The following is a 12,312-nucleotide window of genomic DNA, read 5'->3' as shown; positions in this document are numbered from 1 at the left end:
GGTTACGCCACCGCCCCCTCTTCCGGCTCTTCATAGCTCCGCCCCAGCGCCAGCATCTCGGGCGTGCCGATCAGCGCGTTCAAGGCGTTGAAGTCGAACATCCGGTCCTTGAACGGCTGGTTGGTGCCGTTGGCCTTCAGCGAGCGGTAATAGGCCTGGGCAGTATGGGCCAGCGCGCGGACGATGCCGCCGGGGAAGATCACGATCCTGAACCCCAGCCCGCCCAGATCCTCGGCGCTGGCAAGCGGCGTGTCGCCGCCTTCGACCATGTTGACCAGCAAAGGCCGGATACCGCCCAGCGAGCGGGTCACCGCCACCAGCTGTTCGCGCGATCGGGGCGCTTCGACGAACAGCACGTCGGCGCCGGCCTCGGCGTAAAGATGGGCGCGGTCGATGGCACGGTCGAAGCCTTCCACCGCCACCGCATCGGTGCGGGCCACGATCAGGGTCTCGTCGCTCTGCCGCGCATCGACCGCGGCCTTCACCTTGCCGGCCATCTCGGCGGCCGTGATCAGGCTCTTGTCCTGAAGATGGCCGCAGCGCTTGGGCAGGGTCTGGTCTTCCAGCTGGATGGCGGTCGCGCCCGCGCGTTCGAACAGGCGCACGGTGCGCTGCACGTTCAGCGCGTTGCCATAGCCGTTATCGGCATCCACGATCAGCGGCGTCGGCACGCGGTCGCGCACCAGGGTGACGACCTCGGCCACCTCGCTCATCGATACCAGCCCGATATCGGGGCGGCCGAGGCGGGTATAGGCGATGGCGGCACCCGACAGGTACAGCGCCTCGAACCCGGCAGCGGTGGCGATCGATGCGGTCAGGGCGTCATAGACGCCGGGGGCGACCACGGGGGCGGCGGTCGTCAGTCTCTGCTTCAGGCTCATCTCAATGTTCCTCGCGCGCCGGCTCTTTGAGCAGCGCATCCAGATCCGCAAGATCGGCGGCCCGGTCCAGGCCGTCGACCGCCTCCCTGATGCGGGTGGCATGGGCCGCGCCCCAGACGGGCGTGGCCAGTTCCATGAATTTCGCGACCACCTCGTCGGGCCCGTAGGGGTCGACGGCATCGCCGCGATTGGTGAAGGTTTCGGCCGTCAGCACCCGGCCGTCGGTCAGGCGGATGGTGACCCGTGCCGGCCGCCGGTCGGGCAGCATGGCGCTCATCGCCGGGTCCTCGTCGACCGTCACCCGCCCGGCCAGATCCAGAATCCGCGCATCGGTCAGCGCCGGTGCCCGGAAGGCCGGCACGCTCGCAGCCCCATGGGCCAGCATGGTGGCGACCGCGAACGGCACCGAGAACTTGGCCGCCAGCATGTTGTCGGGCCGGGCCCCGTCCAGCTGCGCCGCCCAGACATAGGTCACCACCTCGATGCCGGCCACCGCTTCGGGCGCGATCGGGCCGTGCCCGGCGATCAGCCCCGCCACCACGTCGAGGGCGGCATGGGTGAAGCGGCAGGCGGCATGGCGCTTGAAGTAGTTGCGCCGGATCTCCCAGCGCGTGCCCAGTTCCGCCACCATCTCCTCGGGGCGGAAGCCTTCGGCCAGCACGCCGCCATACACGCTGCGCACCCCGTCGGTCTCGCCGGTGAAGCCTGCCGTCACCAGATCCCAGGCGGTCAGCCCGTTGCGTGCCGACATGCCGGCATAGGCATTGCGCACCGTCGCCCCCTCCAGCATGGTCCTGAGGCTGGAGCCGACCGACAGGCTGGACGAGAGGTTGATCGCGCCGATCACCTCTTCCGCCCCGGCGCCGTCCAGCAGGGCGGCGCCCACGGCCGCCCCCACGGTGCCCCAGGTGCCATGGGGGTGCAGCGCATTGCGCAGCCGGGATGCGGCGCCGATCCGGGCACCGGCCTCGTAGCCGAAGACGAAGGCGTGCAGGAAGTCCGGGCCGGACACCTCCGCCAGGGGCCGCACCGCCAGCAGGGCCGGCAGCACGTGGATGCCGGGATGGCCGCGGGCGAAGGAATTGCCCTCGTCCAGTTCCAGCATGGTGCCGGCGATGCCGTTGGCCAGCGCCGCATCATCGGCGCGGAGGGCGAGCCCGGCGCCCACGGCGGGGGCCGTGACCCGCCCGCCGCGGCGGGCGAGGCGCGCGGTCAGCGCCCGCATCTCGGGTTCCTGCATGCCGGCGGCGATGGCGCCCAGGCAGTCCAGCACCACCAGCCGCGCCTGAGCGGACAAATCGGCGTCGAAATCGCCGAAGCGGATGGTGGTTGCCGCCTCGGCGAAGCGCTTCAGCCAGGCCGGACGCGGCTCTGCCAGCAGAACCGAGGCCGGCACGACACCGGGGGTGACGATGGCCATGGGGGCGGCTCCTTACAATCCGAGATAGGCGCGGCGCAGCTCGGGATCGGCGGCGATTTCCGCCGCATTGCCCGACATGGTCACCAGCCCGTTCTCGACGATGTAGGCGCGGCTCGCGATCTCCAGCGACTGCACCACATTCTGTTCCACCAGCATGATCGGCATGCCATCGGCATTCAGCCGGCGGATCAGGGTGAACATTTCCTCGACCAGCAGCGGCGACAGGCCCAGCGACGGCTCGTCCAGGATCAGCAGCCGCGGCTCGGCCATCATGCCGCGGCCGATGGCCAGCATCTGCTGCTCGCCGCCCGACAGCGTACCGGCCGCCTGGGTCCGGCGTTCGCGCAGCCGCGGGAAGGTCTCGTAGACCCGTTCCAGATTGCGCGCCCGGTTCTTCCGCGCCCGGCGATAGCTGCCGAGTTCCAGATTTTCCTGAATGTCGAGGTTGGGAAAGATCTTGCGGCCTTCCGGCACCTGGATCAGCCCGGCCTCGACGATTGCCGCCGCATCCACGCCGTCCAGCCGGCGGCCTTCGAAGGTGATCTGGCCTGCGCGCGCCGGCAGCACGCCCGAGAGCACCTTGTTGAGCGTGGTCTTGCCGACACCGTTCGATCCCAGCACCGCGACGATCTCGCCCGGCCCCACCGCCAGGTCGATGCCGCGCAGCACCTCCACCCCGCCATAGCCGGCCTTCAGGCCCTCAACCTCCAGCACGTGTTGCCCCCCGGTCATGGCCGTGCCCCTTCCGCCTTCAGCCGTTCCGCGGCGCCGCGGCCCAGATAGGCTTCGATCACCTTCGGGTCGACGCAGACCTCGCGGGGCGTGCCCTCTGCGATCATCTCGCCCTGGGCCAGCACATAGACCTCGTCGCACAGGTTCATCACCGCCTGCATCACATGTTCGATCATCAGGATGGTGATGCCCTCGTCGCGGATCGCGCGGATCACCGGGACGATGTCGCGGATCTCCGACGGGTTCAGCCCGGCCAGCACCTCGTCCAGCAGCAGCAGCCGCGGCTCAGTCGCCAGCGCCCGGGCCAGTTCCAGACGCTTGCGGCCGGCGACCGTCAGGCTCGATGCCGGCTTGTCCAGATCCCCCCCCAGCCCCAGCCGGCGGGCGACGGCCTCGGCCCGGGCATGGGCCTCGGCGGCACCGGCATGGCGCAGATAGGCGCCGACGGCGATGTTCTCGCGCACATTCAGCCCGGCGAAGGGCTGGACGATCTGGAAGGTGCGGGCAATGCCGAGTTTCGCACGTTCGTGCGCAGGCCGTCCGGTGATGTCGGTCCCTTCCAGCACCACCCGGCCGGCGGTCGGGGTCAGAAACCCGGCGATGATCGCGAACAGCGTGGTCTTGCCGGCGCCGTTGGGCCCGATCAGCCCGACGATCCGTCCGGGCACCACCTTCAGCGAGGCGCCGCCCACCGCGGTCAGCCCGCCGAAGCGCATGGTGATGTCCTGAACTTCCAGCATCACGCGCCCTCCCCGCCGGTTCCGGTTCCTTTGGCACGCCCGCCGCGCCGCAGCTTGTGCAGCAGGCCCAGCACACCGCCCGGAGCGAAGGCGATCACCAGCACCAGCACCGCGCCATAGACCGCCAGATCGATGCCCGGCACCCGGCCGGTGAACATCTTGGTCGCCTCACCCAGCCCGTGCAGGGTGAAGGCGCCGATGATCGGCCCCAGCACCAGGCCGCGCCCGCCGACCATCGGCGCCAGCAGCGCCTCGACCGAAATCCACAGCCCGTAGGCGATGTTGGCATCGATGTAGAGGAAATACTGCAGATAGAGGCAGCCTGCGGCCGCGGTCAGTGCGCCTGAGACCGTAATCGCCCGCAGCTTCACCGCCAGCACGTCGACGCCCAGCGCCCGCGCCGCTTCCTCGTTCTCGCGCACCGCCACCAGCTGGGCGCCGAAGCGGGAATTGGCGATCATCTGGCAGATCACCAGACCGGCGGCCACAAAGGCCAGCGCCAGCCACAGAAAGGCGCCGCGGCTGCTGAACTGCATGTTCCAGAAGCCGACATCCAGCTTCAGCAGCAGACCGGCCGCCCCATTGGTGAAGCCCGAGGCATTGGCCAGAATGCGCAGCACCTCGGCGAAGGCCAGCGTCACCAGCGCGAAATAGGATCCGCGCAACCCGGCGCGGAAGGCCAGATAGCCGATCACCCGGCCGACCACGGCGCCCGCGATCACGCCCGCCGCCATCGCCGCCCAGGCATTCACGCCATAGCGGGTCTGAAGGATGGCCGAGGCATAGGCGCCGGTGCCGAAAAACGCGGCATGGCCAAAGGATGACTGGCCGCCCGTGCCGCCCAGCAGGTTCCAGCCCTGCGCCACCAGGGTGATGATCAGCACGAAGACGACGAAATTGAGGATGACGTTGGAGGTCACCACCAGCGGCAGGGCCGCCAGCACCACCAGGATCAGGGCGATGGGAAGATAGCCGCGTCGCATCACGCCCTTGCTCCGAACAGACCGGTGGGCCGGAACAGCAACACCAGGATGAAGATCAGGAAGATGCCGATCTGGCCCAGGCTTTCGCCCAGATACAGCCCGCACAGGCTTTCGACCACGCCGATGAACAGCCCGCCGAGCAGCGCGCCGGTGATCGACCCCATGCCGCCCAGAACCACGATGGTGAAGGCGACCAGCACGAAGGCGCCGCCGACGCGCGGGTTGACGTAGAAGGTCGGCATCAGCAGGCAGGCGGCGATGGCGAGCGTGGCGCAACCCAGGCCGAAGGTGACGGCGAAGACATGGGCGACATTGATGCCGACCAGCCGTGCGCCCAGCTTCTCTTTCGCCACTGCGCGGATCGCCTTGCCGGTATCGGTGCGTGCCAGCAGCAGCCAGAGCAGCGCGCTCACCACCACAGCGCCTGCAAAGCCATACAGCCGGGCCTGGGAAATCAGCAGCGGCCCCAGCTCCACCACCTGGAAGGAATAATCGGTCGACAGCGACCGGGTATCCGACTGGAAGACCGCGAGCAGCACGTTCTCGATCACGATCGACAGGCCCAGCGTCACCAGCAGGATATTGCCGTCATCGCCATGGGCGGCCGGCCCGATGATGAAGCGCTGCACGCCATAGCCGATGGCGAAAAAGACCAGCGTCAGCGGCAGGATCGCGAGATAGGGATCCAGGCCGAAGGCGGTGTAGACCAGCCAGACGGCGAACATCGCGCAGGTCAGCAGGGCGCCGTGCGCAAAATTGATGATGTGCAAAACACCATACACCAGCGTCAGACCCAGCGCGATGAGCGCATAGACCGCACCGGTCAGAAGCCCGTTCAGCATGGCTTCCGCGACGATGGGAAGGGAGTACATCGTGCGATCCGTTTCGGCAAACGGGGACCGGGCGGCGCCGGCAGAGGCCAGGCGCCGCCCGGTCGCCCGGATCAGCTCTCGACAGGGAAGATCGGCTTGGCGTCCGCGAAGCTTTCCGGATAGACCACCCGGATCTGGGACTTCTGCACCTGGGTCGACACCGGTGCCGCACCCTGGTTCTGCCCGCCCTCGAACTTCGTCGGGCCATAGGGCATCAGATGGTCCGAGAAGGTCGAAGAGGCCAGCACCTCGATGATCTTGGTGCGATCGGCGCTCGCCGCACGCTCGATCGCATCGGCCAGCAGCATCATGCAGGAATAGTTGAGCGGGGTGTTGTAGTTCCACTGCTTGCCGGCATCGGCCACCCGCTTCTGCAGCGCGGCATTCTTCGGATTGCGCGGATCGTGCCAGTGGTTCACGTCCATGATGTTCTCGGCCGCTTCGGGGAATTCCTTCACGAAGCGCATATTCGATGCCGCACCATTGACCACGGCATAGACCGCCTTCGGCCGCACGCGCTGCTGCTGCATGGTCCGCGCCAGCAGCACGGTTTCGCCGTAATAGGTGCTGGGGATCACCAGATCCGGGCGCAGCGACCGCAGCCGCAGCACCACGTTCGACAGATCGCGCGACGGCGTCGGCACGGCGATGGTCTCAAGGATCTCGAAGCCGTGCTTGGGCAGCTCGGTCTGCATCAGCTTGGCCAGGCCCGACCCGAACAGCCCGTCTTCATGCACCAGCGCCACGGTCTTGGCCGGGCGGCCGGCGGCGTTGTTGATCCGCACCAGATTGTCGATCGCGGTGCGGGTGCAGATGCTGAAACCGGGGGCGAAGCGGAAGGTATTGGTCAGGCCGCGGCTGATGATCTGGTCCGACACGCCGACATCAACGATATAGGGCAGGTCATAGCGCGCCGCCGCCTGGGTGGTGGCCAGGCAGATCGGGCTGGCAAAGCCGCCGACGACGGCGGCCACGCCCTCGCTCTGCATCCGCTCCACTTCCTGCACGCCGACTTCGGGGTTCGATCGCGCATCGCCGAAGACCATCTCGATCTTCGCACCGCCCAGCGATTTGATGCCACCCGAGGCGTTGATGTCGGCGATGGCAAGCTCGGCGCCCGTGCGGCCGAATTCACCGTCCATCGCCAGCGCGCCGGTCACCGGCTGCAGCACGCCGATCTTCACCGCCGGCGGTTCGGCAGCGCGCAGCACCGCCGGTGCCGCCATCACCGCCGCCGCGGCCATCCCGCCCTTCAGCGCGGTACGGCGGCTGATCGATTTGTCGAACAAAGTCATGATCGTGCCTCCTCTGCCGGCCGTCGTCCCACCGCCGGCCGCTGTCATCGTCTTTTGTGTGTCGATCCCGTCCCGCCCTCTTGGGGGGCGGGCTTCGATCACGGCGTCGTCTTGCGCGGCGTGCTCCCCCGCCGCACCGTGCTCCGCCGCTGATGGGTTTCGGTCTCCGCCCGCGCCGCGGCCTGGCCGCGGGATCGGGTGGCGCCCTTGCGGGCCGGCCCCACCGGTGTCCACGACCGGGCATCCCCCGGCCCGGTGCGCACCAGATCCATCCGGAAGGAATAGAGATCGGGCCGGTAGAAGGCGTGCAGATGCTCGATGCCCTCGCCGTCGACGCCTTGCACCACGCGGGTCATCGACAGCAGGGCCGCACCGATTTCCAGCCCCAGCGCTTCCGCGAGGTCGGGGCCGGCAAGTGTCGCGCCGATGGTCTGGCTGGCGCGGTCGGCCACGATGCCCGATCGCTCCAGCAGTTCCAGCAGCGGCGTGGAGGCCATTTCCGCCTCGGAATAGGACACGCCGATGCGCTCCGGCACATGGGTGATGAGATACGAGAAGGGCGCGCCGTCGATCAGGCGCAGGCGCACCGCCCGCTGCACCCGCTCCCCCGCCGCCAGGCCCAGCGCCTCGGCCACCGCCGGTGGCGGCGTCACATAGCCGAAGGACAGCAGGCGCACCTCGGTCCGCCGGCCCATTTCGACCAGATGGGTCAGCAGGTTGGAAAAATCCGCCGTCACCGGCGCCTCTGTGCGCCGCCCCGCCACGAAGGTGCCCGATCCGGGCCGCCGCTCGATCAGCCCTTCGCCGGCCAGCTTGTCCAGCGCCCGGCGCACGGTCACCCGCGACACGCCATGCTGTTCGGCCAGCATCGGCTCGCTGGGCAGGCGGGTCTGCGGGCGATCCTCGCCGCTGATGATGCGGTCACGCAGCAGCAGGTAGAGCCTGCGTGCCTTCAACGGCTCGACCCCCGCCATGCGGCCCCTCTCCTGTCCCATTCATAATACAGCTGCCTGTATTATTCGAACCGCAGTACCCTGCTTGTCAAGCCTGCACCGCAATGGCTGTCACAACACCCGCGCCAGATCGGGGTGAACCAGCAGCGGCCGGCCGATCGCGACCAGATCGGCCATACCGCCCTGAAGCGCCGCCTCCACCTGTGCCCGGCCGCGGATGTTGCCGACGCCGATCACCGGCAGACCGGTGCGTTCACGGATCTCGCGGGCGAAGCCCAGCTGGTAGCCGGGGCCGGTCGCATCGGGCGGTGTCGGCGTCAATCCGCCGGACGAGACATGAACGCCGTCCAGCCCCTGCCCCACCAGCCCGGCCAGCATCTCCGCCACCTCGGCCGCCGTCAGCCCGCCCGGGTCGTAATCCGCGGCCGACACCCGGACGGTGACCGGCACATCCGGCCCCACCGCATCGCGCACGGCAGCCAGCACCTCGGCCAGAAGCCGCACCCGGCCGTCGGATGTGCCGCCATAGCCGTCATTGCGATGGTTGGACAGGGGCGAGAGGAACTGGTGCAGCAGATAGCCGTGCGCGGCATGCAGCTCGATGCCGTCGAATCCCGCGGCCAGGGCGCGCTTTGCCGCTGTGGTGAAGGCCGCCACCACCCGGTCGATGTCGACCGCGGTCATCGCCTCCGGCATGCCATAATCTGCACTGTACGGGATTGGCGAAGGCGCCAGCAGCCGGCCGCCGCCCTGTGGCCGCGACTTCCGCCCGCCATGGCTCAGCTGCACCATCACCGGCACGCCCTCGGCCTTGACCGCCTCTGCGATCGCCGCAAGCGACGGGATATGCGCGGCTGTGAAGATGCCGATGTCATCGGCCATCAGCCGGCCTTCCGGCGCGATGGCGGTCGATTCCAGGATCACCAGCCCCACCCCGCCCCGGGCGCGCCGGGCATAATGGTGCAGGTGATAGGCGGTGGCGAAACCCTCGGCCGTACCCTGATACTGCTGCATCGGCGGCAATACGATCCGGTTCTTCAGCCGAAGCCCGCCCAGCCTGACCGGCGTAAAGGCCAACCTCCCGTCCATCCGTCCTCCCCGGCGCATCTGCCTGTCATCAAGCCTACGACGCTTTACCCGCGTATGACAAATCTTGTATCAGATCTGATACAGGTTACACTCCGTTTCATGCAACAGGTTGCGGTCCTGTCGACAACGGGGTCCGGTAGGGGCAAGCAGGGAGGCTGATGGTGAGCGAGGTGGTCCGGGACGGCACGAAGCTGTTCGAATTCACCGTGCCCGTGGTGGTGGTCGGCGCCGGAGCCGCCGGTCTGGTTGCGGCGCTGGCGGCGCGCGAGGCGGGTGCCGAGGTGCTGGTGCTGGAACGCGATGTCGTGCCGCGCGGCTCCACCGCCCTCTCCGCCGGGCTGATCCCGGCCGCCGGCACGCATTGGCAGAAAGCCGCCGGCATCGCCGACACGGCAGAGGCCTTCGCCGCCGACATCATGGCCAAGGCGAAGGGAGAGCCCGACCCCGATCTGGTGGCGCTGGTGACGCGCGAAGCCGGCCCCGCCATCGAATGGCTGGGCGCGCGCTACGGCCTGCCCTTCTCGGTGGTGGCGGATTTCAGCTATCCCGGCCACAGCGCCCGGCGCATGCACGGCCTGCCGACCCGCTCGGGCGAGGAGTTGATCGATGCGCTGCGCGGTGCGGCAGAGGCCGCCGGCATCGACATCCTGTGCGAGGCGACCGTCACCCGGCTTTATGCCGATGCGGCGGGCCGCGTCACCGGCCTCGCCTTCACCCGGCCCGACGGCTCGGTCGACGAGGTCGGCTGCGGCCGGCTGATCCTGGCCTGCAACGGCTATGGCGGCAACAAGTCGCTGGTGCGCGAGCACATCCCGTCGCTCGCCGATGCGCTCTATTTCGGCCATGACGGCAACAAGGGCGATGCGCTGCTCTGGGGCCAGGCGCTGGGCGCCGCCACCCGCCATCTGCCCGGCCATCAGGGCCATGGCTCGGTCGCCCATCCGGTCGGCATCCTGATCAGCTGGGCGACGATCACCGAGGGCGGCATTCAGGTCAATCTGGCGGGCGAGCGCTTCTCCAACGAGGCCACCGGCTATTCCGAACAGGCGGCCGAGGTGCTGCGCCAGCCGGACGGCCTCGCCTGGACGGTGTTCGACGGCCGCATCGCCGCCATCACCCGCCAGTTCGAAGATTTCAAGCGCGCCGAGGCCATGGGCGCCGTGATCACGGCGGACGACCTGCCAACCCTCGCCCGCCGCATGAACGTTCCCGCCGACACACTCACCCGCACCATGGCCGCGGTCGACGCGGCCCGCGCCGGCACCATCCCCGACGCCTTCGGCCGCGACTTCACCACCACGCGCCCGCTCGCCGCCCCCTATTGCGCGGTCAAGGTCACCGGCGCGCTCTTCCATACCCAGGGCGGCCTGGTCGTCGACGCCACGGCCCGCGTCCTCGACACCTCAGGCCACCCCCTCCCCAACCTCTACGCCGCCGGCGGCGCCGCCTGCGGTGTCTCGGGGTCCAAAGCCGCGGGCTATCTCTCGGGCAACGGCCTGCTCACCGCGGTGACGCTGGGGCGGGTGGCGGGTGCTGCGGCGGCGCGCCCGGACGATGGTCTCGCGGCTTCCGTAGCCTGAACGGGCGCCGGGTCCTCAGTCCGATTTGAGCAACTGCTTCGCGGCGTCCTTGAGTTGCCGCGCAAACGCCGCACGCATTGCCTCGGATCCAAGGCTGCGCGCCATCGTCACGCCGCCGGACAGCATGGCGAGAAGCGCAATGGCCATGCGTTCCGATGCCTCTGACGTGGGCCCGGCTATGCCGCCTGCCACCAGCTTGACGATGCGTTGGATAACCACCTCGTAGCGCTGCCGGGTCGCCTCACCGGATCGCATGACATCGGGCGTCATGCTCTGGAGCGCACAGCTCACATCCAGGTCGCAGGCCAGTCGCTCGCCAAGATAAAGATCGATGAAGCGCTCTGCCCAGTCGTCCGGATGGGCCGTTTGCAGATCCCGGATCGCCGCCTCCAGCTGTTCCAGGCCCGCAACAGCGACTTCGGCGAATGCCTCATCCTTGGATTTGAAATGCCCATAGAAGGCGCCGGAGGTGACACCCGCTTCCCTGGCGAGGCCATCGACCCCGATTCCGCCATAGCCCTCGCGCCGGAATGCACGCCCGGCGGCATTCAGCAACCGGTCTCGTGCCTCGGCTTTCTGACGGTCCGAGTAGCGCATCAGCGTCCTCTCATAGCGATCGTTATTTTTGACATTGACAGAATAACGATCGTTATTCAATAGTTGCATCACGGTCGTTACGTAACGTCCGCCTGCGACAGGCAGCGCCCGAACCTGCCTCCCCACGGAAAGTCGAAAACCATGCCCATCGTCCTCACACTGACCGAAGGCGTCATTCCCGCCGAAAAAGAAGGCGTTGCGGTGGAGCGCATCGTCGCGTCGTTCCTGCGCCATCACGGACTCGCCGGAAACAGCGTCATGACCCCCAACGTCACCTCGCACGTCAACGTGCTGCCCAAGGGCAAAACCTACGCCGGCGGCAAGCCGGTCGACGGCGCGTGGATCGAGACCAAGACCCCCTCATTCGCGCTCGCGGATCGCGCGATCCAGACCGCCTTCCTGGGCGACGCGACTGAAATCCTGCACGAATTGTCCGGCGGCGTGCTCAGCAAGGATCGCATCTGGTCGGATGGTGTCCACGCCGTCGACGGAACCTGGAATCTCGGTGGCAGGGCCTTGAGCAATGCCGAACTGGGCGACGCGATTTCAGCCGGGTGACCTGCCGTTGCGCGCGGCCCGCGCTTGACTGATGCGCGCAGTGGGGCGGCAGGCCAGGTCGCCAATCGGCCCGATCCGGCAGACAGGTGGTCTGACCGGCAGGGCCGACTTTCCCGGCAGCCTGCCGCTTCTCCCCCGCCATCCGGACCAGCCCGCTACCTGACCAGTTTCCCGAGGAGCCGCGTCATGCGCGTTGCCTACACAATGATCCGGGTCGCCGATCTCGACCGTTCCATAGGTTTTTACACGCAAGTGCTGGGCATGACATTGTTCCGGCGCGAAGACTATCCAACCGGACGCTTTACGCTGGCGTTCCTGGGGTATGGTCAAGAGACGACCGGGGCGACCGTCGAACTCACCTGGAATTGGGACATCACCGCCTATGATCGCGGCAATGCCTGGGGCCATATCGCAATCGCCGTGGACGATGTTTACGCGCAGTGCGCCCGTCTCGAAGCCAGGGGCGCAAACCTGATCCGCCCGGCTGGACCAATGGCCCATCTTTCGCCGCAACGGGGCGGGCTGGGCGAGATCATCGCCTTCCTGGAAGATCCCGATGGTTATCGCATCGAGCTTGTACCGGCGCATTGACTGACATAGCCCACGGCCATG

At 68.2% G+C, this 12,312-nt stretch carries 13 protein-coding genes; 3 read left to right on the top strand and 10 right to left on the bottom strand.

What is annotated here, in order from left to right:
• Positions 1 to 2: 2 nt before the first annotated feature.
• From TMO_RS19890 to TMO_RS19850, 9 genes are all read right to left on the bottom strand, one after another.
• Positions 3 to 881, bottom strand: coding sequence for an isocitrate lyase/PEP mutase family protein (locus tag TMO_RS19890; RefSeq protein ID WP_014747485.1), 879 nt, complete (start codon positions 879 to 881; stop codon positions 3 to 5).
• 1 nt (position 882) lies between these two features.
• A complete protein-coding gene (locus tag TMO_RS19885; RefSeq protein ID WP_014747484.1) occupies positions 883 to 2,301 on the bottom strand; it encodes an MmgE/PrpD family protein in 1,419 nt (472 codons plus the stop codon).
• A gap of 12 nt (positions 2,302 to 2,313) precedes the next feature.
• A complete protein-coding gene (locus tag TMO_RS19880) occupies positions 2,314 to 3,015 on the bottom strand; it encodes an ABC transporter ATP-binding protein (RefSeq protein WP_041607158.1) in 702 nt (233 codons plus the stop codon).
• A 14-nt stretch (positions 3,016 to 3,029) separates the two neighbouring features.
• Entirely contained in the window at positions 3,030 to 3,773 is a 744-nt protein-coding gene (locus TMO_RS19875; protein WP_014747482.1) for an ABC transporter ATP-binding protein, read from the bottom strand.
• On the bottom strand, positions 3,773 to 4,756 hold the full coding sequence (locus TMO_RS19870) for a branched-chain amino acid ABC transporter permease (protein WP_014747481.1): 984 nt from the start codon (positions 4,754 to 4,756) through the stop codon (positions 3,773 to 3,775). The genes TMO_RS19875 and TMO_RS19870 overlap by 1 nt, the downstream gene beginning before the upstream one ends.
• Positions 4,756 to 5,628 carry a branched-chain amino acid ABC transporter permease gene (locus tag TMO_RS19865; RefSeq protein ID WP_041606915.1) on the bottom strand — a complete coding sequence of 291 codons (873 nt, stop codon included), beginning with the start codon at positions 5,626 to 5,628 and terminating at the stop codon, positions 4,756 to 4,758. Before TMO_RS19865 ends, TMO_RS19870 begins: the two co-directional genes overlap by 1 nt.
• Positions 5,629 to 5,699: 71 nt before the next feature.
• Positions 5,700 to 6,923: an ABC transporter substrate-binding protein gene (locus TMO_RS19860; protein WP_014747479.1), complete on the bottom strand. Its 1,224-nt coding sequence runs from the start codon at positions 6,921 to 6,923 to the stop codon at positions 5,700 to 5,702.
• A 98-nt stretch (positions 6,924 to 7,021) separates the two neighbouring features.
• Positions 7,022 to 7,897, bottom strand: a complete 876-nt coding sequence (locus tag TMO_RS19855; RefSeq protein ID WP_014747478.1) for a GntR family transcriptional regulator — start codon at positions 7,895 to 7,897, stop codon at positions 7,022 to 7,024.
• Positions 7,898 to 7,987: 90 nt separating this feature from the next.
• A complete protein-coding gene (locus tag TMO_RS19850; protein WP_014747477.1) occupies positions 7,988 to 8,965 on the bottom strand; it encodes a tRNA-dihydrouridine synthase in 978 nt (325 codons plus the stop codon).
• 158 nt (positions 8,966 to 9,123) lie between these two features.
• Here TMO_RS19850 and TMO_RS19845 point away from each other — a divergent pair, with 158 nt between their 5' ends.
• A complete protein-coding gene (locus TMO_RS19845; protein WP_014747476.1) occupies positions 9,124 to 10,545 on the top strand; it encodes an FAD-dependent oxidoreductase in 1,422 nt (473 codons plus the stop codon).
• Positions 10,546 to 10,560: 15 nt separating this feature from the next.
• On the opposite strand, the gene TMO_RS19840 is transcribed toward TMO_RS19845, so the two are convergent.
• A complete protein-coding gene (locus TMO_RS19840) occupies positions 10,561 to 11,142 on the bottom strand; it encodes a TetR/AcrR family transcriptional regulator (RefSeq protein ID WP_041606913.1) in 582 nt (193 codons plus the stop codon).
• 141 nt (positions 11,143 to 11,283) lie between these two features.
• On the opposite strand from TMO_RS19840, the gene TMO_RS19835 reads away from it, so the two are divergent.
• Together TMO_RS19835 and gloA are read left to right on the top strand one after the other, a co-directional pair.
• Complete coding sequence (locus tag TMO_RS19835) at positions 11,284 to 11,700, top strand: hypothetical protein (protein WP_014747474.1); 417 nt, start codon at positions 11,284 to 11,286, stop codon at positions 11,698 to 11,700.
• Between the two features lie 186 nt (positions 11,701 to 11,886).
• Complete coding sequence (gene gloA / locus TMO_RS19830) at positions 11,887 to 12,291, top strand: lactoylglutathione lyase (protein ID WP_014747473.1); 405 nt, start codon at positions 11,887 to 11,889, stop codon at positions 12,289 to 12,291.
• Positions 12,292 to 12,312 lie beyond the last annotated feature (21 nt).

This window comes from Tistrella mobilis KA081020-065 (assembly GCF_000264455.2).
Lineage (GTDB): Bacteria > Pseudomonadota > Alphaproteobacteria > Tistrellales > Tistrellaceae > Tistrella > Tistrella mobilis.
Note: the sequence above shows the minus strand (reverse complement) of the source record. Positions and strands in the feature narration are given on the sequence as shown.